We start from the raw sequence: 26,443 nt of genomic DNA, 5'->3' as shown, positions 1-26,443 counted from the left end.
TGGCCTGCCTCGTGGCAGCTTCTTCTGCCGCGTCTGCCACCACTCTCAGCCTCAAGTACACCGGCATTGCGGATGGTGGCGAGGCCGTCAAAATCGAACAGTTTGGTAAAAACAATGACCACGTGACGGCCGGTTTGCTGAATTTCGAGACCAGCGACAACAAGAGTTTCTCGGCCTATTGCGTCGAGCTGGGTCAATACACGATCGAATCCTTGAAGACTTACACAGTCGGCAGCTTCAGCACCACGCAGGGCACAAATTTGCAGAACCTGCTTTCCGCCAGCTATGCCACGGTCGACACCAACGCCGAGCGCGCCGCTTTTCAGCTGGCCGTTTGGGAGCTGACGCATGAGAGCAAGGCCGGAAAATTCAGCGTCACCGAAGGGGCCAATGACTCCGACGGCCAGGGCTTCAACCTGAACAACAGCAGCAAAAATTACAGCTCGCTGATGAGCCAGGCCAATAGCTATCTGGACGCCGGCGCAGCCTACAAGGGCGCGAATCTGTATCAAATCGAAAAGCTCAGCAACCCTGAGCAACAAGACTTGCTGCGCTTCAACGCGGTCGTGACAGCGGTGCCGGAACCCAGCAGCTATGCGCTGCTGATGGCCGGCCTTGGCGTGATCGGCTTTGTATCCCGCCGCCGGTCAAGCGCTATCAAAAGCTAAACGCTACGGCGCTTGAAAGAAAAAATGGGCCCACTGGGCCCATTTTTTATTGGCGACGCCATGACCGTCTAGCCGGCCAACTGGCGCCCCTGAATCACTTCGTCTTCTTGCTGCGATCGGCCACCACGGTCACGCGTGTGGGCATCACGGCATCGGGAGAAATCGGCTTTGGAGGCGAGGTGTCCTTCTTCGGCTTCTTTGCTTCCTTATTGGTTTTTTGCTGTCCTTTGGCCATGGTGATCTCCTGTTCTGGCGCACATAACGCCGATATTGCTGGAACTAACGCTACTGCTGCCCCGAGTTTGCCACGAACGCGGGGGGGGGCCTTCATCAGTAGGCGCCCATATAGTCCTTCTTACCCACTTCCACGCCGTTATGACGCAGCAAGGCGTAGGCGGTCGTGACATGGAAGAAGAACTGCGGCAGGCCGTAATGCAACAGATAGTCCTGGCCGGTGAAGTGGCGCTCTTTGGGCGTACCGGGGCGCGTGACGATGTCGCGTGCGCCTGCGGCCTCGAACTTGGCCGGATCCAGCCCCTCGATAAAGGCCAGCGTTTTTTGGATGCGCGCCTGCAAATCAGCAAAGCTCTGCTCGGTGTCTTCGGCAGAAGGCACTTCGACACCGGCCAAGCGGGCGCACACGCCCTTGGCGAAGTCACAGGCTACTTGCACCTGCTTGGTCAGCGCAAACATATCGGGGAACAAACGCGCTTGCAGCAAGGCGCTGGCCTCGATATTGCGCGCGCCGGCATGGGCCTCGGCCTTGGCGAGCACGTCAGACAAGCCGCCCAACATCTGCTTGAAAACAGGCACGGAGCCTTGAAAAATCAGGTTGCTCATGGAATATCCCGCTGTTTGAGGTTCGAAAAAGCGCCATTCTGGCAGGCCGGCATCATGGCCGCCGAACAAGCTAGGGATGAACCCCGTTTCGCCCTGCTTGAATCAAGCATTAGACTCGATGCGTCGACGTCAACCATTGGAAAGAGGAACCCTAATGAGCAAGTTTGTACAGATCTTGGCCGCCTTGAGCTTGGCCGCTGCACCTTTGCTGTCAATGGCTGCCGACCCGGTGGCTGAAGGTCGCTCCGAAATGGCGCAGGCCAAACATGGCAAGAAGGCCGCGACCACCGCTGCCGGCAAGGAATACGACGCGGCCAAGGCCAAAGCCAAGGCCGAGCTGGCGGAGGAAAAAGCCAGCAACACCGCCCGCGCCAAGGCCGAAACCGCAGCCGGCAAGGACGGTTTGATCCTGAAGCGCCATCTGGATCACGCCTCCAACCTGAGCTACAAGGCCAAGATCAAGGCCGCCAAGGAAGCCCGCAGCGCCGCAGAAGCGGCAGCCAAAGCCGGCGCGGCCCCCGCACAAGCAGCCGCCACGACCAAGATGGAGCAGGGTTTGAAGAGCGTGCAAGGCGCCAGCGCGCCGAAGAATTAAACGCAAATTCAATTGTTCTAGAGGCAGGGCCTGACTCTTCTGGGGTCGGGCCCTGTTGCGTTATGAAGCGCTTGAGTTCTACCGGCATCTAAACTGCGTCCATGCAATTCGCTCCCCTCATCAAAGAAATCGGCCGCGGCAGCAAGGGCGCGCGGGATATGGACACGGCCACGGCCGAGGCGCTGTTTGGCGCCATCCTGGACGGCACCGTGCCGGATATGGAGCTGGGCGCCATTCTGATCTCGCTGCGCATCAAGGGCGAGTGCGAGGCGGAGTTGGCCGGCTTCGAGCGCGCCATGCAGGCGCGCACCGCGCACCTCGACGTGCCCGACGGCCCGCGCTGCGTGCTGCTGCCGACCTTCAACGGCGCCCGCAAGCAGGCCAATCTGCTGCCGCTGGTGGCGCTGCTGCTGGCCCGTGAGGGCGTTCCGGTGTTGATCCACGGCCGCCATGATTTCGACAGCCGCGAGAGCCCGTTTGAGCTATTGGCCGCGCTGGATTTGCCGCTGGCCGATTCGGTGCAGCAAGCGTCGCAGCAGTTGCGGGACAGCCGCTTGGCTTGCCTGCCGCTGGCGAAATTGAACCCGGGCCTGGATGCCTTGATGGCCTTGCGGCCCCGGCTGGGTGTGCGCAATAGCGGACACAGCGTCGCCAAGCTGCTCGACGCGGCGCCGGGGCGCAGCGTGCGGGTGGTGGCCGTCACGCACCCGGAATACCTGCTCAGCATGGGCGAAGCGCTTGCCGGCCTGACCGCAGGCGGCGGGCGCGCGCTCTTGATGCGCGCCAGCGAGGGTGAAGCCTATGCACATCTGCGCCGCAAGGCCCAGCTTTATGCTTATGCCGACGGCCAGCGCAGCGATCTGCATCCGGCCGACACCGAAGACATCGATTGGCCGCTCTCGGATGCCTGCGAAGCGAAGGCGAATGCGGCGCTGATTCGCGCGATGCTGGACGGTAGCGAGCCGGTGCCGCCGCGCATCAGCGAGCAGGTGCAGGCGCTGCTGCAGCTGGCCAGGACCTAAGCGTCAGGCGAGCTTGAGTCTTCGGGCAAGGCTTCGGCTTGCCCGACCGGTTGGTTGGTGAAGGCGACATGGCCGCCGCTGATTGCGTCCACCTCGACCACCAACTCGGGGAAGCGGTGCAAAAACTCCGAGAAGTTGCTGCAACCGAGCGCCTGCTCGTCAAACGAAGGCAGCAGGCGCTTGATGAAAACCTTCAAGGCGCTGCGCGACACATAGTTCTCGCCGTTGCGGTCGACCAATTGCTTGAGCGCACGTTGCAGCGCTTGCTTGGCGTCGAGCAAGGACGGTGACCCCACCGCCTCGATCTCGTCGGCCACCGGCGCTGTCACCTGGCCACCCGCCTCGATCTCAAGCGCTGCGACCTCGCCAGCGGTGGGTACCGACGCCGCCAGCAGGTTTTGATAGAACTTGAACTCGTTGCAGCTGACCGTCCAGAAACGGTTGCTGTAGCCGGCCACACCGACACCAGCGATGAAGCGGCCCGCCTGCTTGACCTTTTGCGCCAGGCTGATGAAGTCGCTGTCGGAAGAGATCACCACCACATGGGTCAGGTGCGGGTGGTTGTGCACATCGCTGAGCGCGTCCAGCGCCATGCGGATGTCGGCGCTGTTCTTCATGTTCGAGCCACGCGGGAACATCTGGATCAAATCGACGCCGGCCTCGTTCAGAGCATGGCGGTAATTGGCGAAGAACTGCCAATTGCCATAGGCGCGGTTGATGATGATGTCGCCCAAGGACGCCGCATATTCCAGGATGGGCTTGAGGTCGACAAACACCGGCTGCAGCTTCAGCCGGTTATCCCGGTAGGCGCCGTCGCCATGGGCGGCATTGGCCAGAACGGCATGGAGATTTTCAAAATCCCAGTAAATCGCCACCTTGGTGGCTTCGGCGCGGGAGCTGGGGAACTGAGGCATGTGGACGATGGTGTTCAGGAAAAGGGCGAGGACGCCGAGCTTACCGCGAGCCGGTCGCTTCAAGTGACCGGATACACGCTATATATCAATTATCGAATAAGCAACTTACAAACAAATGGTTTGCATATCTATGGAGTAACTTTAAAGTCCGCCCCCTAGGGTTGCCCACCTGGCCGCCCAACAAGGAGTTTCATGGACTGGATTGCAGTATTGAGCGGCTTGGGTGTCGGCATCATCGTCGGGATCACCGGCGTGGGCGGCGGCTCCTTGATGACGCCGCTGCTGCTGTCGGTCTTCAAGCTGAGCCCGGCGGTCGCCATCGGCACCGATCTCTGGTTCGCGGCGCTGACCAAGATTTCCGGCTCGGTGGCCCACGCTCGCCACGGCCATGTGAAATGGGGCCTGACCGGCCTCTTGCTGCTCGGCAGCATCCCGGCCTCGATCGGCACCGTCGCCGTGATGCACATGACCGAGATCACCAAGGGCTGGGCCAGCACGCTGACCTTTTCGCTCGGCATCGCGCTGCTGCTGACCGCCGTGGTAGTGGCCTTCAAGAAGTCCTGGCAAGCGGTGGGCCTGCGCCTGGAGCGTTACATCCCGGAGTCGCGCAAGCCGGCCTTGACGGTCATCTGCGGCGTGATTCTGGGCGTGTTGGTGTCGCTGTCTTCGATCGGCGCCGGCGCGATTGGCGCGACGCTGATTCTCTTGCTCTACCCGCGCCTGGAAGCCCGCTACATCGTCGGCAGTGATATTGCGCACGCCGTTCCCCTGACGCTCGTCGCGGGCATTGGCCATGCGACGCTGGGCAATGTAAATTGGGGCTTGTTGCTGCCGCTGCTGATGGGCTCGATGCCCGGCATTTGGCTGGGCGCGCAGCTGACGCGCCGTCTGCCCGACGGCGTGATTCGCGGCCTGCTCTGCGGCTCGCTGGTCTTGGCCGGCTGGAAAGTTATCCACTGAATTCCTCCTCGAAGAACTATGTACGCCTACACCGACTTTGACCGCCAATTCGTCCACGCCCGCGCGGCGCAGTTCCGTGACCAATTGGAGCGCCACTTGGCCGGCAACCTGCCGGACGAAGACTTCCGCCCGCTGCGCCTGCAAAACGGCTGGTATGTGCAACGCCACGCGCCGATGCTGCGCGTGGCCGTGCCTTACGGCGCGCTGAGCAGCGCGCAGCTGCGCCAGTTGGCCGGCATTGCGCGTGAGTTCGACCGCGGCTATGGCCACTTCACGACGCGCCAGAACCTGCAATACAACTGGATCCCACTGGACAAATCGGCCGATGTGATGGACCGCCTCGCCGCCGTTGACATGCACGGCATCCAGACCAGCGGCAATTGCATCCGCAACATCACCAGCGACTGCTTTGCCGGCGTCGCACATGACGAGCTGGTCGACCCGCGCCCTTATGCCGAGGTGATCCGCCAATGGAGCACGCTGCACCCGGAGTTCGCGTTTTTGCCGCGCAAGTTCAAGATCGCGATCTCGGGCACGACGGAAGACCGCGCCGCGATTGCCTGGCATGACATCGGCCTGCAATTGCTGAAGAACGAAACCGGCGAGGTCGGCTTCAAGGTTCTGGTTGGCGGCGGCATGGGCCGCACGCCCATCGTCGGCCAGGTCATCAATGAGTTCCTGCCTTGGCAGCAGATCCTCGTCTATATCGAGGCCATCGTGCGCGTGTACAACCGCTATGGCCGCCGCGACAACGCCTACAAGGCCCGCATCAAGATCCTGGTCAAGGCCGAAGGCCAGGCCTTCTTCGACGACGTTAACGCCGAGTTCAAGCAGATTCTGGAGCTGGATGCCGGGGGCCAAGAGCACCTGATTCCACAAGCCGAGCTGGACCGCGTGGCGGCCTGCTTCGTCACGCCGGCCGGCGTGCAGGCAAGCGCCACGACGGACATCTTTGCCGGCGTGGAGGCTGGGGCTTACAAGCGCTGGCTCGAGCGCAATGTGGCCCGCCACCGCTTGAGCGGCTACCGCGCGGTGACGCTGTCGCTGAAGCGGGCCGGCATCGCGCCCGGCGACGCGACCGACGCGCAAATGGAAGCTGCTGCAGACTTGGCCGATCGCTACAGCGCGGCCGAGTTGCGCGTCAGCCATGACCAGAATCTGGTGCTGCCCTGGGTGCGCGAGGCCGACCTGCCGGCGGTCTTTGAAGCCGCCCGCGCGCTGGGCCTGGCAACACCGAATATCGGCCTGCTGACCGACATGATCGCCTGCCCCGGCGGCGACTTCTGCGCGCTGGCGAATGCCCGCTCCATCCCCGTCGCGGCGGCCATCACCGAGCGCTTTGAAGACCTCGACGAGCAGTACGACATCGGCGACATCGACCTGCACATCAGCGGCTGCATCAACAGCTGCGGCCACCACCACAGCGGCCATATCGGCGTGCTCGGCGTCGACAAGGACGGCAAGGAGTGGTACCAGATCTCGCTCGGCGGCTCGGACGGCTCGACCATTTCCGGCAACTCGGTGGCCGGCCGCGTGATCGGCCCTTCCTTTGCCGCCGATGAGGTGGCCGATGTGATCGAGTCCGTCATCGACACCTACCGCGCCCAGCGCAGCAGCGGCGCCGAGCGCTTCATCGACACCGTGCGCCGCATCGGGCTGGAGCCCTTCAAGGCGCCCGCTAACGCCGTACGCACCCTGACTGGCATGACCGGCGCAGCTCACTGAAAGACCAGATCCTCATGAAGTTCATTGATAACCACAATCAGCAATGGCACCACGTGGTCGGCGAAGACGGCCCAATGCCGCATCCCGATCCGGCGCCCAACATCCTCTTGAGCCTGGAGCAATGGCATGCGGTGCGCGACCATTGGCCGGCCGGTCTGGTGACCGCCGTGGAGCTGAACAACGACTTTGACATCGAAGGCCTGGTGGCCGATCTGCCGCGGCTGACGATGATTGCGCTGCGCTTCCCGAAATGGGTGGACGGCCGCGCCTACAGCCAGGCCAAGCTCTTGCGTTCGCGTTACCGCTTTGCCGGCGAAATCCGCGCCACCGGCGAGGTCTTGGTCGACATGCTGCCGCTGCTGGCCCGCACCGGCTTTGACGCGGTGCATATGCGCGCCGACCAGTCGAAGGCCGCCGCCGAGCGCGCCTTGGGCTTCTTTGCCGGGCATTACCAGGGTGATGTGGCTGCTACTCAACCTTTGTTTGCGCGAGCTGCAGCATGAGCGGCGAGGTCTTTGCCTTGCCCGGCGCTGCGCCGAGCGCCTCGGCCATCAAGCTTTACGCCCGCGAGACCGCCGGCTTTGCCGAGCGCCTGGCCAAGACGGTAGAGCTGCTGCAGGAGGCGGTGCTCGACCATGGCGATGGTTTGCTGCAATCGAGCAGCCTGGGCGCAGAGGACATGGTCATCACCGACCTGATCGCCCGCCACAAGCTGCCGATCGCCATCGCAACGCTGGACACCGGTCGCCTGCATGCCGAGACCTTGGCGCTGCTGCCGCAGATCGAAGCGCGCTATGGCCTCAAGGTGGCGGTCTATAGCCCGGTCAATGACGCCGTCGTGACCTTTGTGCGCGTGCGCGGCGCTGATGCCATGTATGAGAGCCTTGCGCTGCGCAAGGAATGCTGTGCGATCCGCAAGCTGGAGCCGCTCTCGCGCATGCTGGACGGCCGCACCGCCTGGATCACCGGCCTGCGCCGCGAACAGTCGAGCAACCGCGCGGTGGTGCCCTTCAGTGAGCCGGACCATCAGGGCCGGACCAAGCTCAATGTGCTGGCCGATTGGAGCTGGGCCGATGTCTGGCATTACATTGCCACTTATGACCTGCCCTTCAACGCCTTGCATGACCAATTCATGCCCAGCATCGGCTGCGCGCCCTGCACGCGGGCGATCTCGGTCGGAGAAGATTTCCGCTCGGGGCGTTGGTGGTGGGAGAGTGAAGATGCGAAGGAATGCGGCTTGCATAAATCGCATTCCAACGAAGAACTGAAAACTGGAGCCTCGGCATGAACGCCCCCGTGAACCTGAACCAATTGCTGCCGAATATCGACCACCGCCATCTCGACCATCTGGAAGAAGAAGCGATCTTCATCCTGCGTGAAGTGGCCGCCGGCTTCGAGCGCCCTGGCCTGCTGTTCTCCAGCGGCAAGGATTCCTGCGTGGTCTTGCGCCTGGCCGAAAAGGCCTTCAAGACCCGCCAGCCCGACGGCAGCTACAAGGGCAAGCTGCCCTTCCCGCTGGTGCATGTGGACACCGGTCACAACTTCCCCGAGGTGATTGAATTCCGCGACCAATTGGTGGCCGAATCGGGTGACCGCCTGATCGTCGCCCACATGGACGAGTCGATCAAAAAAGGCACGGTGCGCCTGGCCTATCCGCTCGAGTCACGCAACGGCCACCAGACCGTCACGCTGCTGGAAGCGATCGAGGAAAACCGCTTCGATGTGCTGATCGGCGGCGCCCGCCGCGACGAAGAAAAGGCGCGCGCCAAGGAGCGCATCTTCAGCCACCGCGACAGCTTCGGCCAATGGCAGCCCAAGGAGCAGCGGCCCGAGTTGTGGAGCTTGTTCAACACCCGCATCCGGCCGGGCGAGCATTTCCGCGCCTTCCCGATCAGCAACTGGACCGAGCTGGATGTCTGGCTCTATCTGGCGCGCGAGAACATCCCGCTGCCCAGCCTTTACTACAAGCATGAGCGCCAGGTGATTCGCCGCAAGGGCCTCTTGGTGCCGCTGACCGAGGTGACGCCTGCCGAGGCCGGTGAAACGGTCGAGACGGCCACCGTGCGCTTTCGCACCGTCGGCGACATGACCTGCACCTGCCCGGTTGAAAGCAGCGCCGCCAACGCGACCGACATCGTCGCCGAGACGCTGACCGTGACCGTCAGCGAGCGCGGCGCCACCCGCATGGACGACAGAACTTCGGAGGCCTCAATGGAGCGCCGCAAGAAAGAGGGCTACTTCTGAAATGACGCAACCCCCACGCTCACTTCGTTCACTGCCCCCCGAGGGGGCGCTGGCCTCCCTTGGGGCGGCCCGGCAGGAGGCCACATGACCGCATTACCTTTGACAAATCTCGTCCACGACAACGAGGTGGACACCCACCACCGCGCGCTGCGCTTCCTGACCGCCGGCAGTGTGGACGATGGCAAGAGCACGCTGATCGGCCGCCTGCTGTTTGACGGCCAGGCGATCCTGGCCGACCAGCTCGATATGCTGGAAAAGCGCGCCGCAGGTCAACCGCTCGATCTGAGCCTGCTGACCGACGGCCTGGAGGCCGAGCGCGAGCAAGGCATCACCATCGACGTGGCCTATCGCTACTTCGCCACCAAGTCGCGCAAATTCATCATTGCCGACGCGCCCGGCCATGAGCAGTACACCCGCAATATGGTGACGGCCGCCGCCGGCTCGGACGCGGCCGTGGTGCTGGTCGACATCACCAAGCTGGACACCAGCGTGGGCGCCGTCACGCTGCTGCCGCAAACCCGTCGGCATAGCTTGTTAGCCCATCTGCTGCGGGTGCCCAGCATCGTCTTCGCCGTCAACAAGCTCGACGCGCTGGCCCAGCCCGGCCCGGCCTTCGCGGCGGTCAGCAAAGCCTTGCGCGCCTTTGCCGAACAGGCGGGCATCGAGGTGACCGCCATCGTGCCGGTGTCGGCGCTGCGGGGTGACAACGTAACCCAGCCGCTGGACGGCGAATGGGCGACCTGGTACCAAGGACCCTCGCTCTTGCAAGTGCTGGAGAGCCTGCCCGGCGTGCAGGAAAAGGTCGAAGGCCGGCTCTCGATCCCGGTGCAATATGTGGCGCGTGAATCGGGTGAAACAGGAGATGGCGTGGGCCACCAGCCACGCACGCTGTGGGGCCGTATTGCGCACGGCCAGGTCAAGGCCGGCGACCAGATCCAGATTCTGCCGAGCGGCCAGACGGCCATCGTCGCCGAGGTGCGGCGTGCCGGCGAGACGGTCGCGCATTGCGTGGCCGGTGAGTCGGCCGGCGTGGTGCTGGACCGCCAACTCGATGTCTCGCGTGGCGACTGGATCATCACGCCCGGCTCGGCCACGCCGACGCAGAGCTTCGAGGCGACTCTCGCCTGGCTGGACAACGAACCGGCCGTGGCCGGGCGCAAATATTGGCTGCGCCATGGCAACCGCTGGGTGCAGGCGCGCATCAGCGCGATCGAGCACCGACTGGACATCCACACGCTGGCCGAGCAGGACGCCGAGGACATCAAGGTCAACGAAATCGGCCATGTGCGTATCGAGACGCAAAGCGCGCTGCCGGTTGAACCCTATGCGAGCAACCGCATCGGCGGCGCCTTGATCGTAGTTGACCCGACCAGCAACCGCACCAGCGGCGCATTGCTGGTGCGCGCCGCGAGCTGAACATGGCGGCGAACATGGGCCGAGTCATCTTCGTCAGTGCCGGCCCCGGCGCGGCCGATCTGATCACCCTGCGCGGCGCCCATGCGCTGGGTTTGGCCGAGGTCGTCTTGTTCGACGCCCTGACCGACCCGGCGCTGCGCGATCTGGCGCCGAACGCCGTCTGGATCGACGTTGGCAAGCGCGGCTTTTGCCATTCAACCAAGCAGACCGCCATCAACGCCGCCCTGGTCGAACAGGCATCAAGCCACGGCCTGGTGGTGCGACTGAAGGGCGGCGACGCCAGCGTCTTTGGCCGCCTGGAAGAAGAATTGCTGGCCTTGGCCGAGGCCGGCATCGAAAGCGAAGTGGTGCCCGGAGTGACGGCGGCCAGCGCCGCCGCCGCGCAAACGCAACGCCCGCTGACGAGGCGCGGCAGCGGGCGCAGCGTCTGCCTGACCACCGCGATGACGCAAAGCGGCGATTTGCAGGCCAGCCGCTCGGCCGATACCGAGATTTTCTATATGGCCGGCCGCCAACTCAGCCGCTTGGGCACCCAGCTTATCGCCGCCGGCTGGCCGGCCGACACGCCCGTCAACGTGGTGTCCAAGGCCGGCTGCGTCGACGCCTTGAACAGCGATCACCGGGTCGACAAGCTGGCCGAGGCGGCACTTGCGCATCAGGAGCGCCCCACCGTGGTGATCGTGGGCGCAGGCGCAAATGCGCTGCGCTCAATGCGATCAATGCTGCCGCAAAGCGACGCCAAGCCAACAATTTCCAGCATCACACCGGGTCTTGCGACGCATCAAGACCGAGTGGATACCCCAAACGATTAAAATCCGCGTTTTGCCGCCAATTTCACCCCAGGGCGAATAGGCAAGTTTTGCCAAGCGCGGCAATTTAGGCCCCAACAACAACACGAGCTGCACCATGACCCACGTCGTCCTCGAATCATGCATCCGCTGCAAGTACACCGACTGTGTCGATGTCTGCCCAGTCGACTGCTTCCGCGAAGGCCAGAACTTTCTGACCATCGATCCCGATGAGTGCATCGATTGCGCCGTCTGCATCCCCGAGTGCCCGGTCAATGCGATCGTGCCGGAGGAAGATGTGCCGGGCAATATGCAGCACATGATCAAGCTGAATGCCGATCTGGCCAAGAAATGGCCCAGCATCACCAAGCGCCACGCCCCGCTGCCTGACGCCGATGACTGGAAGGACCGCACGGGCAAGCTGCCCGAATTGATTCGATAAATTTGTAAAGTGCCGCTTGGCTTCAGGGTCAGGCTCAAAAGAAAATGGATGCTCAATTGAACGCAGAGATTGCCACGACGGCCGGTACTCACCCAGTCCCCGGACCCGACGCGATTCAGACCGATGCCGTCATCGTCGGCGCCGGTCCGGTCGGACTGTTCCAGGTCTTCGAGCTCGGTTTGCTCGAGATCAAAGCCCACATCATTGACTCGCTCGCCTACCCCGGCGGCCAGTGCATCGAGCTGTACCCGGACAAGCCGATCTATGACATCCCGGCCGTGCCGATTTGCACCGGCAAGGAGCTGACCGACAACCTGCTCAAGCAGATTGATCCGTTTGGCGCGACCTTTCACTTGGGCCAGGAAGTCACCACCGTCTTGAAGCAAGAGGACGGCCGCTTCTTCGTCGAGACCTCCAAGGGCACGCAGTTCCTGACCAAAACCATCTTCATCGCCGGCGGCGTGGGCAGTTTCCAGCCCCGAACGCTGAAGGTCGACGGCATCGAGAAGTACGAGGGCAGTCAGTTGCATTACCGCGTTCGCAACCCGTCGCAGTTCGCGGGCAAGAACCTGGTGATCGTCGGCGGCGGCGATTCCGCACTCGACTGGGCCTTGAACTTCTGCGCCGGCAATGCCGACGGCAGCGCCAACAAGGCCGAGAGCGTGATCCTCTTGCACCGCCGCGACGGCTTCAAAGCCGCGCCCGCCTCGGTGGCCAAGATGCGCGAACTCTGCGACGCCTACGAGATGCAATTCGTGGTCGGCCAGGTGACGGACATCGTCGAGGCTGACGGCGTTCTCACCGACATCAAGGTCACCGGCGGCGACGGCGTCACGCGCGTGATGCCTTGCGATCAGGTACTGGTGTTCTTCGGCCTGAGCCCTAAGCTGGGCCCGATCGCCGAATGGGGTCTGGCGCTGGAGCGCAAGCAGATTCTGGTCGACACCGAAAAGTTCCAGACCAATGTGCCGGGCATCTTCGCGGTCGGTGATGTGAACACCTATCCGGGCAAGAAGAAGCTGATTTTGTCGGGCTTCCACGAATGTGCTTTGGCCGCTTTTGGTGCCGCGCCTTACATCTTCCCCGAGAAGCGGATTCACCTGCAGTACACCACCACCAGCCCCAAGCTGCACAAGGTGTTGGGCGTGGAGTCGCCTGTCTTCGATTAAGTTCGCATTTGCCGATCAAAGGCCCGCATCATGCGGGCCTTTTTCATGGGCCGATACAATCGGCCCCAAGCAGCGATTTAGGTCGCTGCCTTCGCTAGGGGTGCTGATTCATTTAGTTTTGGGTCGGCTGAGATAACCCTTTGAACCTGATTGAGGTAATCCTCGCGCAGGGAAGCAAGCATCACGGCCCACGTCGCTTTACCGATTTCTCATGACGTGAGAGCGCCGTCGTTTGCCGCCCTGTCATCGCCTGCTGTTTCGATGACAACAACCATTTCCAAAAAATCCTTGCTGGCCGCTGCGGCCGGCTTCATCTGCGGCGCGTCCGCATGGGCACAAAGCCCTTTGCCGACCGTGTCGGTCAGCGGCCGCTCGGCGGACATGCCCGCGCAGGTCGGTGGCTTCGGCGAAGTTCCTGTCGCCAAGCTGCCCATGCAACTCAGCCTGATCAGCAGCGAGCGCCTGCTGGACGCCGGCATTAACGCCTTGTCCGGACTGACCGCGCTGGATGCCAGCGTCGGCGACGCCTATAACTCGACCGGCTATGTGTCGTATTTGAAAATTCGAGGCTTCGACCTCGACAACCGTTTCAACTACCGCCGTGACGGCCTGCCCATCAATGCGGAAACCGCCTTGGCGCTGGGCAACAAGGCCAGCGTCGAGATCCTCAAGGGTAGCAGCGGCATCCAGGCCGGCACCAGCTCGCCCGGTGGCCTGGTCAATATGATCGTCAAACGGCCGACAGCTCAGCCCATGACGGTGCTGTGCTTCGCGCTTAGCGAGCGCGGCACAGCCGAGGCCGCGCTGGACTGGAGCCAGCGCTTCGGCGAGGCCCAAGCCTTCGGACTGCGCATCAACGCAGCGGCCGCTGAGCTCAAGCCCCAGTTGCGCGATGCCGAGGGCCGCAGCCATCTGCTCGCCATGGCCGCTGACTGGCGACTCAGCCCGGACACCTTGGTCGAGGCCGAGTTCGAGCTGAACAAGCAAAGTCAACCCAGCCAGCCCGGCATGAGCATGCTGGGCGACAAGCTGCCCGACGCCAAAGACTTCGATCCGCACATCAATCTGAACAATCAAAGCTGGTCGCAGCCGGTGGTGTTCGACAACAGCCATGCCTCGCTGCGCGTGACGCAAAAACTGGGTGCCGACTGGCGCGCGCAGGCACACCTGGGTGTGCAGCGATTGAAGGCAGATGACAGGCTGGCCTATGCCTATGGTTGCACGGCAGCCGACGGCAACTACTACGCCGACCGTTACTGCCCCGACGGCAGCTTCGACATGTATGACTACCGCAGCGAGAACGAGCGCCGCAATAGCGAAGCGCTGGATCTGTCCTTGGCCGGCAAGCTGATGACGGGCGGTATCACGCATCACATCAACACCGGCGTCTTGCTCAGCCGCTTCAACAGCCGCTTTCAAAAGCAAGCCTATAACTGGGCCGGCACCGGCACGATAGACGGCAAGGCCATCACCATAGCCGACCCCAGCCTGACCGACGAAAACACCAACCGCGACGAACGCAGCAACGAGTTCTATCTGCGCGACGCAATGCAGCTCGGCGCCTCTTGGCAAGCCTGGGCCGGCCTGCGCCACACGCGCCTGGAGCGTGACAGCGTGCGCACCAATGGCTCGCGCGCCACCAGCTACGCGCAGAGCGTCACCACACCCTGGCTGGGCCTGAGCTATGCCATCAACAGCCAATTGACGGCCTACGCCAGTTGGGGCGAAGGGGTCGAGAGCGAAGTCACACCAAACCGCAAGCGCTATGGGGATGCGGCCGGCCGCGCCCTGCCTGCGCTGACCAGCCGCCAGATCGAAGCCGGGCTGAAGTCCGGCAGCAAGCTGGTCGATTGGTCGCTCAACTGGTTCGACATCAGCCGCCCCAAATGGGCCGACCTGGGCGAATGCTCGGACAGCAAACCGGGCAGCTGCGTGCGCCGGGCCGACGGCAGCGCAAGCCACCAAGGCCTGGAAGCACAAGCCGACCTGAAATGGGCCGGTGGTGGCCTGCTGGCCAGCGCCATGCAGCTCAAAGCGCGCCGAGAAGGCAGCGCCGACGCGGCAAACAACGGCCTGCGGCCGGAAAACGTGGCCGAGCGCAGCCTGCGCCTGCAAGCGCGCCACGATATTGCGGCCTTGAGCGGCCTGCAGTTGCAAGCCGGGCTGGCCTATGAAGGCCCGCGTGCGGTGCTGGCGGACAACAGCGTCTTCATCCCAGGATGGACCCGCTTGGACGCTGGCGCCCGCCTCGAGCAGGCTTTCGGCCGCCAAATGCTGGTGTGGCGTGTCGGCGTTGACAACTTGGCCAACAAACGAGCCTGGAAAGAATCACCCTTCCAGTTCGGCCATGTCTACCTCTACCCCTTGGCACCAAGAACTTTCCGAGCAAGTTTGGAATACCACTTGTAAAACCATCGAAAACTGGTCTATAATCTGAGGCTCTGTTCCTCGATAGCTCAGTCGGTAGAGCGCCGGACTGTTAATCCGTAGGTCCCTGGTTCGAGCCCAGGTCGAGGAGCCACAGAAAATGCGAAAGCCGCTTGGTAGCAATGCCAAGCGGCTTTTCCCATTTATGTAGGCCTACTCTTTTGAGTCAAGCCTGCTGACACCGAATAATTCCTCGATAGCTCAGTCGGTAGAGCGCCGGACTGTTAATCCGTAGGTCCCTGGTTCGAGCCCAGGTCGAGGAGCCAAACTAAACCCCCTGCATCTTCAAAGGTGTTGGGGGTTTTTTCATAGTCGCTCGCTTTTCTGTTCACGCTTCCATGAAACCACTCATTCGCCTCTTCTTCAGAACCCTGCGCATCTTGCTTGGCCCCGTGATGCTGTTGAAAGAGCGCTTGGCGCGTCCTGCCCCAATCCAGCGCGCTGCCGAACAACAAGCCCAAGTTGATCGCGAGGCCGCCGGTCTGGCGCTCTATCAATTCAAGACCTGCCCGTTCTGCATCAAGGTCAGACAAGAGATTCACGCCTTGGCGCTGCCGATTACGCTGCAAGATGCCCAAGGTGATGGCCAAAACCGCAACGCTTTGCTGCAAGGTTCGGGAGCGACCAAGGTACCCTGCCTGAGGATCACCGACGCCAACGGGCAGGTGCAATGGCTGAGCGAATCCGGCGCGATCATTGGCTATCTGCGCGCGCGCTTTGCGGCTTGAATCGAGGCCAGGACTGGCAACGATTTGAGTCCAGATCAATGGGTCAATTTGGGAAGCCCTGGTGTGAATTGCACTGGGGCTTGGAAAGCGACTACCCCTCACCTTAGGCCAGAACGAGACCAGCTTGCCCACGCACAGGTGCTCATGATCACCCCCATCCAGGCGCCGGGAGGCTCGGATAGAGACCACCTTGGTAGCGATTGAAGAACGCTCGCAGGCCCAGCGAATCAACGGTGTCATTGATGTAATGCGCCAAGTGGCCTAGCGGCAGCCACTCTTGCAGCGAGTGCGGTAGCAGCAATTGCTGGTCGGGTGCGTAGGGCAGGTAGCTGGTCGGCATGCCGCCAATCTACCGTCCACCCCACAGTCGTTCATCCGGCGATGCCCTTTTACTGACTCATACTTCTGCTGCGCGGACTCATAGCCTGATCAAGGCCTATCTTTGAAATCCCCCACCGTCGAGATCACAAACTCGCTGACCTTGATGTGACGCCGCCACGCGGCGTTGACCTGCTCCAGCGTGGCCGCCTGAATGGCCGCATCGCGGGCCGCGACATAGGCCCAGCTGCGGCTGCGGTCTGCGAGCAGATTCAAGGTGCCGGCCAACTGCGCTTCGCTGGCGCGCGACTGCAGCCTGGCTTCGGCGAGGTCCTTCTTGGCGCGCACCAACTCCGCCTCGCTGATGCCGGCCTCATTCATCCGGCGCAACTCGTCCTGCACCAGGGCAATCACCGCATCACGGTTTTGTGGCGCAAAGCTGCCGCCTATGGACAGACTTGCATCGTTGCCCCAGAACGGCGCATTCAAGCCCGCACCAATGCCGTAGCTGAGGCCTTCTTGCTGCCGCACCCGGTTCGACAAACGGCTCTCCATGCCGCCAGCACCAAAGACCTGCGTGGCCAAGGTCAAGGGCACGAAATCGGCATCCGCTTCGCTGAGCTTGAAGTCGACTCGCATGCGCAAGGCAGCATTCGCCTTGTCACGCGCCGCCACATCAAAGCGCGCGGCCGGGATGAGCACATGGCTCGGACTGTGCCGAACAAAGCGCGTCGCGGCGGGCTTCTTCCAGCCACCAAAGAGTTGCTCGATGGCCTCATCCAAACCGGCCGGCAGTGCCCCCACCACGGCGACCCGCGCCTCATTGGCCGACCAATAGTCGGCATGAAAGCCGCTCACATCGGCAATCCGAGTCGCCTGCAACTGGGCGATTTGTTCATCCAGACTCATCTGGTAATCGGCGTGCCCAAGTTGCACGCCCAAGTTGCGGTTGTAATGCCCGCGCACCGCCTCACGCCGCAAGACCTCCAACTCCTGGCGAGAGGACTGCATGCTCGCCTGACTGGCTTGCTTGATGCGGTCAAAGGCCTCGGCGGGCAACGTCGGGTTTTGCATCACGGTGGCGGCCAGCTTCAAGACCTCGATCAAGCTGCCCTGCTCGGCCGTGATGCTCAAGGTCGCACCTTGATCGCCGCCATGAATGCTCAGGTCTGCCTTGAGTCGAATCAAGGCATCTTGTAAGGCCTGCTTGCTCAAACCGGCGCTGCCTTCCATCATCAACTCACCCACCCAGCCGGTGCCACGCCGAGCAAAGGTCGCGTCGCGCTCGCCCCAGCGCAGCTGCATCTGCAGCTGCACCGTGTTGCCGCGCGTCTGCTTGCTCAAGGTCTGCAGCGCAATCCCGCTGGGCAGCAGCTTGCTAACGGTGCGTTGCTGCAGATGCTGCGGCGTCGGATCAAAGCGCTCGCCCTCCTCCACCTTGGGCGGGCCTTTCAAGCCGGCCAAGCGCTGGTCGAGCGGCGGCGCCGCCGGAATTTCCACCTTGGTGACCGCCTCGGCCGGCACATAGCGGCCGAGCGTGCGATTGGCCGGCTGCAGATAGGCCCGCCTCACCCGTTCCACATCGGCCAGCGTGACGCGCGGCAGGTCCTCCATCAGCTGAAACAGCAGGCGCCAGTCACCGGCACCCAGCAGGCCGGATATCTGCTGGATCAAGGCCTCCGGGTTCTTCATCTGCTCGCGATAAGAGTTCAAGGCGACATCACGCACTCGCTGCAATTCGTCCTCGGTGAAGGGCTTGCCGGCGCGGCCTTCGACCAGATCGAGCAAGAGCTTCTCGACCTTGTCGGCCTCTGCCTGCGTGGGCGGAATCGCCAGCGCGGTGATGCCGCCCGGCGCCTGACCGCCCAGGCCTCCCAGACCGGCGTGCAGCGCCAGCTTGCTTTCGACCAGCTCCTTGTAGAGCTGCCCACTTGGCGGCATCGACATCAACAGGCTCAGCACCAGCAAGGGCGCCGAATCGGCGTGCGCGATCGCCGGCACATGGTAGTAGGCCAAGAGCGCGGGCTGGCCGCCGATACGCCGCACCACCACCGTGCGCTCGCCGTCTTGCGCCGGCTCTTGCGTATAGGTTTGTGGCAAGGGCTCGCCCGGCTTCTTCAGCGGCCCGAAATGCTCGGCGATCTTGGCCAGCGTGGCGGTCTTGTCGAAGCGCCCGGCCACAAGAATTGTCGCGTTATCGGGCCGATAGTGACGTTTGTAAAACGCCTGCAGCCGCTCGATCGGCACGTTTTCGATATCGCTGCGCGCGCCTATCGTGGAGTTGCCATAAGGGTGCCAGTCGTAGGCGACCGCCTGCACGCGCTGGAACAGCACCTGCATAGGCTCGTTCTCGCCGCGCTCGAACTCATTGCGAACGACGCTCATTTCCTTGTCCAGATCGGCGCGCGCGATAAAGCTGTTGACCATGCGGTCGGCTTCAAGAGCTAACGCGAAGTTCAAGGTGTCAGCGTTGGCGTTGAAGCTGGCGAAGTAATTGGTGCGGTCATTGGTCGTCGTGCCATTGAAGCGAATGCCCTTGGCCGCAAAAGCGCCCGGGATGTCGCGGTTTTTCGGCGTGCCCTTGAAGACCAGGTGCTCGAGCAAATGCGCCATGCCGTACTCGCCCTGCGACTCATGGCGGCTGCCCACGCGGTAGGTGATGTTGACGGTGGTGGTGCTCTGCGCTTCATCGGGGAAGAGCAGGATTTGCAAGCCATTGGGCAAACGGTACTCGGCAATACCGCCGAGCTCTCGCACAAACACCGGCTGCTGAGCCTGCGCCGCAGCAGCCGGTGAGGCCTTGGCCTCAACTTGCGTTGGCGCAAGCACCTGAGCCAAGACCAGCGCCAACAAAACACCCGACAATCGAAACGGAATATGCAACATAGAGCGCTCAAGTCTGCAATGAGAATTCATCAATGTCCGGCATTCTGAGGCAAGAATATCGACTGGCTTTTTTGCATAGGTAGCCAGCCCCGACAATAGCGAACTTATGAAGACACCGAAAAGATTGCAGTCCCTGCTTGACGAAGGCCTGATCGACGGCGTATCGCGCCAGCTGATGAGCGGCAAAGAGGCGCAAGTGTTTGTGGTCCAGTGCGGCGGCGAGACCCGCTGCGCCAAGGTCTACAAGGAAGCCACCCAGCGCAGCTTTCGCCAGGCGGTGGACTACACCGAGAACCGCAAGGTCAAGAACAGCCGCGAGGCCCGCGCGATGGCCAAGGGCAGCAAGTTCGGCCGCGAGAAGCAGGAAGAAGCCTGGCAAAGCGCCGAGGTCGATGCGCTGTACCGGCTGGCCGGCGCCGGCGTGCGGGTGCCCAAGCCCTTCAATTTCTTCGAGGGCGTGCTCTTGATGGAATTGGTGATGGACGCCGACGGCTCGGCAGCGCCACGCCTCAACGACGTGCAGTTCACGCCGCAGCAGGCCTGGGCCCATCACGCCACCTTGGTGCAAGAGGTGGTGCGCATGCTCTGCGCCGGCATCGTGCACGGCGACCTGTCGGAGTTCAATATCTTGCTGGCGGCGGATGGCCCGGTCATCATCGATCTGCCGCAAGCCGTTGACGCAGCCGGCAACAACCACGCCAAGCGCATGCTCTTGCGTGACGTCGAGAATCTGCGTAACTTCTTCGGTCAGTTCGCACCCGATTTGCTGCGCAGCGATTTCGGCCATGAGATCTGGGCGCTGTTCGAGCGCGGTACGCTGACGCCTGACGCCAGGTTGACCGGCCGCTTCGTGCACCAGAACCGGCCGGTCGATCTGCGCGGCGTGATGCGTGAAATCGACGATGCCCGCGATGAAGATTCGGCGCGGCGCCTGCGCATGCAGCAGCAGTAGCAGTAACGACGTACTCAAGGTGACGGCTCGCAGCAGAGCTGCTAGAGTGAGCTGCACATGCCAAGCAACTCATCAAGGCCCGGTCGTCGGGCAGCGGAGGTGGAGTGAGTCTTGATCTGCCCACCAACATCGTCGCGCCGGTTTGGGCGCTGCCTGCCCTGACGCTTGTTCTGATTGCCGCCGGGCTATGGATTTTTCGCCTGCGCCGGCAAGTCGCTGCCCAGCAGCGGGCCGTGCTGGCGCTGCAAGAAGCGCGGCAGATTGCCCAAGCGCTGTCCGACCATGTGCCGGGCATGTTGGGCTATTGGACCCACGACCTGCGCTGCAGCTTCGCCAACAAGGAATACCTGACCTGGTTCAAGCGCAGCCAGCAGCAAATGCTGGGCATCAGCATGCAGGAGCTCTTGGGAGAGCGGCTGTTCAGCATGAACGAGCCCTATATACGAGGCGTGCTGGCGGGCAAAGACCAACAGTTCGAACGCCAACTGATCCGCGCCAATGGAGAGATTGGCCATACCTGGGCGCAATACATTGCGCACAAGGTCAACGGCGAAGTGCGCGGTTTTGTCGCCCTGGTGCTGGACATCTCTGAGCTGAAGAAGGCCGAAAAGGCGCTGAGAGAAAGCGAAGCATTCAATCTCGCCGTGTTGAATTCTGTGGCCGCAGAGATTGCGGTGCTGGATCGCAAGGGCATCATCATTGCGGTCAATCAGCCTTGGCGGCAGTTCGCCGAAGCGAATGGCGGCCCCAAGAATGGCAGCGTCGGGCACAGCTACCTGGACAATTGCCGCAGCAGCGGTGATCCGGCGCAAGCCACGGATAGCAGCCCTTTGGAGGCTCATGCCGGCATCGCAGCCGTGCTGAGCGGCAGCAAGCGCAGCTTCAACCTCGAGTACCCCTGCGACTCACCCACCGAACAACGCTGGTTCGCCATGAACGTCACGCCGCTGAGTCGGGATGAGGGCGGCGCGGTGATCTCACACAGCTCAATTACCCAGCTCAAATTGATTGAGGCGCAATTGCAGCGATCGTTGCAAGACAAAACGGCGCTGCTGCTGGAAGTTCACCACCGCGTCAAAAACAATTTGCAAGTGATCACCAGCCTTTTGCGGCTGGAGGCCGGTCGCAGTGAGAATGCGGCCACCAAAGCCGCGCTCAAGGGCATGCAGGCGCGCATACGCTCGATGTCTTTGTTGCACGAAACCATTTATCGCAGCGGTACTTTCGCCGCCATCGATCTGGGCGCCCATATCCGCCAGGTCGCCAGCCAGAGTTTGAAGAATATGCAAGTCGAAGACGGCTTGCTGCAACTGCATGTGCAGGCCCAAAACCTGCAAGTCGGGCTTGACCAGGCCACGGCCTGCGGTTTGCTCGTTACCGAGTTGGTCTCGAATTGCCTCAAACATGGTTTTGCCGATGGCCGCGCCGGTGAAATCCGCATTGGACTCGCACCCAAGCCCGACAGCACGCTGTGGAGCCTGCATGTCAGCGACAACGGGGCGGGCTTGCCGAGCGACTTTGAGGCACGTAAAGGCAAGTCCTTGGGCCTGCAGTTGGTGGGCAGCTTGGCAACACAAATGGGCGGCATATTGCAGATTGGGGCTGGGCCCACGGCAGAATTCACGGTAGATTTCGAACCAGAGAGGCCGGCCGCAATTGAGATCAATCTGGCCAGGAGCAGTTTGTGAGCAAACTCAAGGTTCTGGTGGTGGAAGATGAGTTGATCGTCGCCATGGACATCGCCGAACAACTGCGCGAGTTGGGGGCCGAGCCGGTGGGCCATGCCAAATCCGGCGAGCAAGCGATCGAACTGACCGGGCAATTGCGCCCCGATCTGGTCATGATGGACGTCCACCTGGCCAGCAGCATGGACGGCATTAGCGCCGCCCAGGTCATTCGAGATCGCTTCGACATTCCTTGCTTGTTTTTGAGCGCCTTCAGCGGCGCCGATAGCCTCGCCCGCGCCCAACTCGCCACGCCGGCCGGCTATTTATCCAAACCTTTCGACGAGAACGAATTGGGCGAGGCCTTGGCCGCAGTTGCAAAATAGCTCGGCCCGCCGGTGTCGGCTCGCGTTAGCATGAGCACCTCCCCAGTTGAATGTTCGGAGGATGAGATGGCAGCGAGCAGCAAGATCAAATCCATAGTGGTGCATGTATCTGACAACCCCCGCTCGGCCCAGGTGGTCGCGCTGGCGCGCCGATTTGCCGAGGCCATGGGCGCCCATTTGGCGGCCGTGCATGCGGTGGCGCCCAGCAATACCGGGGCCTATTTGTCCCCCGAGGCCGCCAGCCTGGCGCTGGATCTGCACGAAGGCGAAGACCAGCGCCGCGTGCAGCGTGCAAGCGAGTTGGTCAAAGCAGCGGGTCCCGACATCAGCTTCAGCAGCGAGATGGGCGACTCCGCCGAGGCGATGGTGCAGATCGCCCGCAACTGCGATCTGTTGGTGATGGGCCAGCAAGACCCGCAAGTGCCGGACGGCTCGGCCGATGGGCTGATCGGCCGCTTGCTGGTGTCGGGCGGCTGCCCGATCTTGTTCGTTCCTTATGTCAACGATACGCCGCTGGAACGCTGCGGCGAGCGGGTGCTGGTGGCCTGGTGCGACAAGCGCGAGAGTGCGCGCGCCTTGCGCGACGCGCTGCCATTTTTGCAGCGCGCCAAGCATATCGAGTTGGTGCGCTTTGCCGAAACGGCCGAACTCGGCCCCGAGCCACTCTTGCGCCCGCAAGCCTATCTGCGCCAGCATGGCATCGAGTGCACGCTGAAGGTCTTGCATCAGCGCGAGCCCTCGCTGGGCGAGCGCCTGATGTCATCCTTTATGCCCGATGCCTCGGTCGCCGAGGCCTTGCTGTCGCATGCCGCCGACAGCGACAGCGACCTGATCGTGATGGGTGGCTATGGCCAGACCCGGCTCTGGGAGCTGGTCCTGGGCGGCGTGACGCGCTCAATGCTGCATTCGATGACGGTGCCGGTGCTGATGTCGCATTGAGAGGGTGAGAACTTTTTACTGCGCGGCCGCCATACGTCGTTGGCCGAATGCTCGGAATCCTCACGTACATGGAGTACGTTCCGGTTCCTGCGCTTCGTCCGCCTAGTCTGACAGCCGCTCGCTACAAAATTTCTCACCCTCTGAGGGGCTTCGGCTTGGCTCAGCGTTGTTCAAGCCACAACAGCAGTTGCGCCAGCGGCATCGGCCGGGCGTTCAGATAGCCCTGAATCAGGTGGCAGCCCAGGGCCTGCAGACGCGCTTGCTGCTCGGCCGTTTCTATGCCCTCGGCGATCACGCTCATGCCGAGTTGCTCGGCCAGCAAAATGATGGCCTTGGAGATGCGCTCGTCGCCCTCACCCAGCATCAGCACAAAGGAGCGGTCGAGTTTGAGGGTAGAAAACGGCAGGCTTTGCAAGCGGTGCAGCGACGAATAGCCGGTGCCGAAGTCATCCAGATGCAGATGGAAGCCGGCCTCGGCCAGCGCATCCAATTGCTGCTTGGCGAAATCGGCGTTATGGGCCAGCGCCGACTCGGTCAATTCGAAATGAATGCTGCTGCGCAAGAGGCCGGCGGCATCGATCAAGTCGCACATCTGCGCCACCAATTGCTTGTTCATCAACTGCTTGGGCGAGAGATTGACGTTGACCACATGGGCCTGGCTAACGGCCAATAGCGACGGCAAGGCCTCGATGACCTTGCGCGCCACCGCCGCGCCCAGCTCGGTGATCATGCCGGTCTCCTCGGCCACCGGAATGAAGCGTTCGGGCGAGCAATAGCCGCCGTCCAAGGGCCAGCGCGCCAGCGCCTCGAACATCGCCACCTCGCCGCTGCGCACGTCGATGATGGGCTGGAACCACACCTCCAACTGGTCCAGCCGCAGGCATTCGCGCAGGCGCTGCTCGAGTTGCATGCGCTGCTGAACATCGCCCAACATGGCGTCGGCAAAAAAGCTGTAGCGGCCCTTGCCGGCCTTCTTGGCGGCATACATGGCGAGGTCGGCATTGCGCAGCAGATTGTCTTTGTCGAGCGTGGCACCCGCACCCTTCTCCTTGCCTGGATCCAAGTTGGCAAACGCGATACCAACCGAGCCCGTGACGGTCAGCACCGAGCCTTGGTAGTCCAAGGGCAGCGCAATCGCCTGCTGCACGCGGCGCACAAATTGCTGCACGCCCAATTCGCCGTTCTCGGCCACATAGATCAGCGCGAATTCATCCCCACCCAAGCGCGTCACGACATCGGAGGCCCGCACCAGTTGCTCCAGCGTGCGGGCGATCTGCTGCAACAGGTAGTTGCCGGCCTCATGGCCGAGCGAGTCATTGATCAGTTTGAAGTCGTCCAGGTCGACCAACAACACCGCCACCGTCAACTCGCTGTGCCGCCCTTGTTGCCCCATCAGATGGTCAAGCTGCTCATACAGGAGACGGCGGTTGCCCAGGCCGGTCAGCGCGTCGGTGCGCACATCACGCTCCAGGTCGGCACGCGCCGCACCCAGGTTGTCCATCATGCCGTTGAGCGCCAGCGCCAATTGATCCAACTCGTCGCGCCCCTGCACCGGCCAGGCCTGCGGAGTGGCATTCGATTCACCGCGGCGCTGCCGGAGTGCCATGCTGGCAAACAAAGCCAAACGCTTCAGGATCAGGCGATCCAGCAAGAAGACAGCGGCTCCCGCCGCCAATAGCACCAGCAACAGGGTGTTACTCAAGAGCAGCAGCAGGCCGGTTCGGCGCTGGGAGTCCAGTGGCGGCGGCGGGTCAATCCGCAAGACCAAATCGCTAGGGCCGAATGTATCGCTCAGGCGCTTGTTCAGGTTCGCCTGCAGCGCCAGATCTGCGCCCTTCGAGGCCTCGGCCCTGGCCTGCAAAATTTCAAAGCTGGCACCGGTGGTCTGCACCAATTCACGCAGATTGTCCAAGTCGAAGGCATGGGCCATGACCAACCATCCGACCTGGGGCGAGCCATCTTCCGCGCCCCGAACCGGGCTGAACACCAGCAAGAACGGCCGGCCATCGATCCAACGCATAGCATTGCCCGCGACAGCTTTTTGCACCAAGACAGGGTTCAGAACAAGGGCCCGCATGCTCTCGATCAGGCCGCTGCTCTCGGCCAGACTGATGCGTTGACCGGCCCGAAATCCGACACTCGAATGCAGCTTGCCTGCGGTGGTCAGAAAGACCGCCGATGAGGTCTGCGCATTGCCCATCGACTGGAAAGTAAAGTTCGAGCGCAGGAATTGCTCGTCGTACTGAAACAGATGCCTCGCCGCATCGTCCCAGACCGCGTAGTCCACGGTGAGGCGCACCCGCGCCTCTGCATCTTGGTAGAGCGCCGACTCGACGCGGGCCAGGCGTTCGGTGGCAACTGTTTGCTCAAACTCGCTCAAACTAGCGACCAGCAGCCATGCACTGGTGCCGAAGCTTGCCGTGCCTACCAGGCAGAGCAGCAAGACCAGAATTCCCAGCGTCTTTAAACGCAGACTGCGAACATTCAACATACTGGTTGGACAGCGTTTTTTGGACGCCCGCTCGCTATTCAAGAGCGGCAAATCTTATACGCAGTGGGAGCCCACAGGGTCAAACCTTGCTCGCCACAGTCAGCTGCGGTTTATGGAGACCCCGCCGTCCACAAAAAGTGCCGAACCGGTGGTGAAACTGGAGGCGGCGCCGGCCAGGTAGAGGGCCGATTGAGCGATCTCCTCGGCTCTGGCCAGGCGCTTGAGCGCGTACAAGTTCTGAATATAGGCCAGCGACTCCGGCGTGTTGGCGAAGGCGCGGCCCATCGGCGTATCGGTGCCGCCGGGCAGCAAGGCATTGACGCGAATGCCCTTGGGTCCCAACTCGGCCGCCAGCGCCTGAGTCAGGCCGATCAAGCCCGCCTTGCTCGCCGCGTAGGCGGCCAAACCGGGGAAGCCGACGCTATAGCCGACAAAGGACGAGGTAAAAATCAGCGAACCGCCGCCGCGCTTGAGCATCGCCGGAATTTGATACTTGGCACCCAGAAAAGCGCTGCTCAAATTGGTGCTTAGGGCCTCATTCCAGGCCGCCAGCGCGACCTCCGGCGTGGGCCCCATCGGGCCCAAGCTGCCGGCATTGTTGAAGGCCACATCGAGCCCGCCGAAGCGCTCGGTGGCCAACTCGACCAAGGCCTGTGCATAAGCCTCGTCTTGCACATCGCCGGCCAGCGCCACCGCCTCGCCGCCGGCTTGGCCGATCTGCGCCACCAGCCGATCAAGCTCGGCTTGGCGGCGCGCGCCGACGACCAAGCGGGCGCCTTGGGCGGCGAACAATTGGGCGCTGGCATGGCCAATCCCGGAGCTGGCGCCGGTGATGATGGCGACCTTGTTGAGCAATACAGACATGAAGA

General features: G+C 62.6%; 25 protein-coding genes, 2 tRNA genes and 1 riboswitch. Of the genes, 20 read left to right on the top strand and 7 right to left on the bottom strand.

Annotated elements, in window-relative coordinates:
• Positions 1 to 11: 11 nt before the first annotated feature.
• On the top strand, positions 12 to 668 hold the full coding sequence (locus LNV07_RS18860) for a PEP-CTERM sorting domain-containing protein (protein ID WP_263572715.1): 657 nt from the start codon (positions 12 to 14) through the stop codon (positions 666 to 668).
• Positions 669 to 762: 94 nt separating this feature from the next.
• On the opposite strand, the gene LNV07_RS18855 is transcribed toward LNV07_RS18860, so the two are convergent.
• Positions 763 to 903 (bottom strand): hypothetical protein, encoded by a 141-nt coding sequence (locus LNV07_RS18855; protein ID WP_263572714.1) that lies wholly within the window; start codon positions 901 to 903, stop codon positions 763 to 765.
• A gap of 95 nt (positions 904 to 998) precedes the next feature.
• Positions 999 to 1,508, bottom strand: coding sequence for a DUF1993 domain-containing protein (locus LNV07_RS18850; protein ID WP_263572713.1), 510 nt, complete (start codon positions 1,506 to 1,508; stop codon positions 999 to 1,001).
• A 154-nt stretch (positions 1,509 to 1,662) separates the two neighbouring features.
• On the opposite strand from LNV07_RS18850, the gene LNV07_RS18845 reads away from it, so the two are divergent.
• Positions 1,663 to 2,103: a hypothetical protein gene (locus LNV07_RS18845; RefSeq protein WP_263572712.1), complete on the top strand. Its 441-nt coding sequence runs from the start codon at positions 1,663 to 1,665 to the stop codon at positions 2,101 to 2,103.
• Between the two features lie 101 nt (positions 2,104 to 2,204).
• On the top strand, positions 2,205 to 3,125 hold the full coding sequence (ybiB, locus tag LNV07_RS18840; protein WP_263572711.1) for a DNA-binding protein YbiB: 921 nt from the start codon (positions 2,205 to 2,207) through the stop codon (positions 3,123 to 3,125).
• On the opposite strand, the gene LNV07_RS18835 is transcribed toward ybiB, so the two are convergent.
• Positions 3,122 to 4,039, bottom strand: a complete 918-nt coding sequence (locus LNV07_RS18835; protein ID WP_263572710.1) for an NYN domain-containing protein — start codon at positions 4,037 to 4,039, stop codon at positions 3,122 to 3,124. The two genes, ybiB and LNV07_RS18835, sit on opposite strands and share 4 nt — an antisense overlap.
• A gap of 192 nt (positions 4,040 to 4,231) precedes the next feature.
• Here LNV07_RS18835 and LNV07_RS18830 point away from each other — a divergent pair, with 192 nt between their 5' ends.
• The 13 genes from LNV07_RS18830 to LNV07_RS18770 all read left to right on the top strand — a co-directional run bounded on the left by LNV07_RS18830 (position 4,232) and on the right by LNV07_RS18770 (position 15,938).
• A complete protein-coding gene (locus tag LNV07_RS18830; RefSeq protein WP_263572709.1) occupies positions 4,232 to 4,999 on the top strand; it encodes a sulfite exporter TauE/SafE family protein in 768 nt (255 codons plus the stop codon).
• A gap of 18 nt (positions 5,000 to 5,017) precedes the next feature.
• Positions 5,018 to 6,724, top strand: a complete 1,707-nt coding sequence (locus LNV07_RS18825; RefSeq protein ID WP_263572708.1) for a nitrite/sulfite reductase — start codon at positions 5,018 to 5,020, stop codon at positions 6,722 to 6,724.
• Between the two features lie 14 nt (positions 6,725 to 6,738).
• Positions 6,739 to 7,227, top strand: a complete 489-nt coding sequence (locus LNV07_RS18820) for a DUF934 domain-containing protein (RefSeq protein WP_263572707.1) — start codon at positions 6,739 to 6,741, stop codon at positions 7,225 to 7,227.
• Complete coding sequence (locus LNV07_RS18815) at positions 7,224 to 8,012, top strand: phosphoadenylyl-sulfate reductase (protein ID WP_263572706.1); 789 nt, start codon at positions 7,224 to 7,226, stop codon at positions 8,010 to 8,012. Before LNV07_RS18820 ends, LNV07_RS18815 begins: the two co-directional genes overlap by 4 nt.
• The gene (gene cysD / locus LNV07_RS18810) at positions 8,009 to 8,968 is read left to right on the top strand and encodes a sulfate adenylyltransferase subunit CysD (RefSeq protein ID WP_263572705.1); all 960 of its coding nucleotides are present in this window, start codon (positions 8,009 to 8,011) and stop codon (positions 8,966 to 8,968) included. Before LNV07_RS18815 ends, cysD begins: the two co-directional genes overlap by 4 nt.
• 84 nt (positions 8,969 to 9,052) lie before the next feature.
• Positions 9,053 to 10,384: a sulfate adenylyltransferase subunit 1 gene (locus tag LNV07_RS18805; RefSeq protein WP_263572704.1), complete on the top strand. Its 1,332-nt coding sequence runs from the start codon at positions 9,053 to 9,055 to the stop codon at positions 10,382 to 10,384.
• A gap of 14 nt (positions 10,385 to 10,398) precedes the next feature.
• Complete coding sequence (gene cobA / locus LNV07_RS18800) at positions 10,399 to 11,196, top strand: uroporphyrinogen-III C-methyltransferase (RefSeq protein ID WP_263572703.1); 798 nt, start codon at positions 10,399 to 10,401, stop codon at positions 11,194 to 11,196.
• Between the two features lie 94 nt (positions 11,197 to 11,290).
• A complete protein-coding gene (fdxA, locus tag LNV07_RS18795) occupies positions 11,291 to 11,614 on the top strand; it encodes a ferredoxin FdxA (RefSeq protein WP_263572702.1) in 324 nt (107 codons plus the stop codon).
• 44 nt (positions 11,615 to 11,658) lie between these two features.
• The gene (locus tag LNV07_RS18790) at positions 11,659 to 12,783 is read left to right on the top strand and encodes an NAD(P)/FAD-dependent oxidoreductase (protein WP_263572701.1); all 1,125 of its coding nucleotides are present in this window, start codon (positions 11,659 to 11,661) and stop codon (positions 12,781 to 12,783) included.
• Between the two features lie 86 nt (positions 12,784 to 12,869).
• Positions 12,870 to 12,973: riboswitch (TPP riboswitch) on the top strand.
• Positions 12,974 to 13,044: 71 nt separating this feature from the next.
• Entirely contained in the window at positions 13,045 to 15,192 is a 2,148-nt protein-coding gene (locus LNV07_RS18785) for a TonB-dependent siderophore receptor (RefSeq protein ID WP_263572700.1), read from the top strand.
• 36 nt (positions 15,193 to 15,228) lie between these two features.
• A tRNA-Asn gene (locus LNV07_RS18780) sits at positions 15,229 to 15,304 on the top strand.
• Between the two features lie 96 nt (positions 15,305 to 15,400).
• Positions 15,401 to 15,476: transfer RNA gene (locus tag LNV07_RS18775), tRNA-Asn, on the top strand.
• A gap of 72 nt (positions 15,477 to 15,548) precedes the next feature.
• Positions 15,549 to 15,938, top strand: a complete 390-nt coding sequence (locus LNV07_RS18770) for a glutathione S-transferase N-terminal domain-containing protein (RefSeq protein ID WP_263572699.1) — start codon at positions 15,549 to 15,551, stop codon at positions 15,936 to 15,938.
• A 148-nt stretch (positions 15,939 to 16,086) separates the two neighbouring features.
• On the opposite strand, the gene LNV07_RS18765 is transcribed toward LNV07_RS18770, so the two are convergent.
• Entirely contained in the window at positions 16,087 to 16,278 is a 192-nt protein-coding gene (locus LNV07_RS18765) for a hypothetical protein (RefSeq protein ID WP_397545583.1), read from the bottom strand.
• A gap of 89 nt (positions 16,279 to 16,367) precedes the next feature.
• The gene (locus LNV07_RS18760; RefSeq protein WP_263572698.1) at positions 16,368 to 19,142 is read right to left on the bottom strand and encodes a M16 family metallopeptidase; all 2,775 of its coding nucleotides are present in this window, start codon (positions 19,140 to 19,142) and stop codon (positions 16,368 to 16,370) included.
• 106 nt (positions 19,143 to 19,248) lie between these two features.
• Here LNV07_RS18760 and LNV07_RS18755 point away from each other — a divergent pair, with 106 nt between their 5' ends.
• From LNV07_RS18755 to LNV07_RS18740, 4 genes are all read left to right on the top strand, one after another.
• Entirely contained in the window at positions 19,249 to 20,094 is an 846-nt protein-coding gene (locus LNV07_RS18755; protein WP_263572697.1) for a PA4780 family RIO1-like protein kinase, read from the top strand.
• A 104-nt stretch (positions 20,095 to 20,198) separates the two neighbouring features.
• Complete coding sequence (locus LNV07_RS18750) at positions 20,199 to 21,782, top strand: sensor histidine kinase (protein ID WP_263572696.1); 1,584 nt, start codon at positions 20,199 to 20,201, stop codon at positions 21,780 to 21,782.
• Complete coding sequence (locus LNV07_RS18745) at positions 21,779 to 22,144, top strand: response regulator (protein ID WP_263572695.1); 366 nt, start codon at positions 21,779 to 21,781, stop codon at positions 22,142 to 22,144. The genes LNV07_RS18750 and LNV07_RS18745 overlap by 4 nt, the downstream gene beginning before the upstream one ends.
• Positions 22,145 to 22,174: 30 nt before the next feature.
• Entirely contained in the window at positions 22,175 to 23,083 is a 909-nt protein-coding gene (locus LNV07_RS18740) for a universal stress protein (protein ID WP_263572694.1), read from the top strand.
• 160 nt (positions 23,084 to 23,243) lie between these two features.
• Here the strand turns inward: LNV07_RS18740 and LNV07_RS18735 are convergent, their stop codons facing one another.
• Together LNV07_RS18735 and LNV07_RS18730 are read right to left on the bottom strand one after the other, a co-directional pair.
• Positions 23,244 to 25,574, bottom strand: a complete 2,331-nt coding sequence (locus LNV07_RS18735) for a bifunctional diguanylate cyclase/phosphodiesterase (RefSeq protein ID WP_263572693.1) — start codon at positions 25,572 to 25,574, stop codon at positions 23,244 to 23,246.
• A gap of 99 nt (positions 25,575 to 25,673) precedes the next feature.
• Positions 25,674 to 26,438 (bottom strand): SDR family oxidoreductase, encoded by a 765-nt coding sequence (locus LNV07_RS18730; RefSeq protein ID WP_263572692.1) that lies wholly within the window; start codon positions 26,436 to 26,438, stop codon positions 25,674 to 25,676.
• Positions 26,439 to 26,443: the final 5 nt, after the last annotated feature.

The sequence above is a fragment of the Roseateles oligotrophus genome (genome assembly GCF_025717515.1).
GTDB classification, from domain to species: Bacteria; Pseudomonadota; Gammaproteobacteria; order Burkholderiales; family Burkholderiaceae_C; genus Paucibacter_A; species Paucibacter_A oligotrophus.
This window is presented reverse-complemented; position numbering and strand designations above follow the sequence as displayed.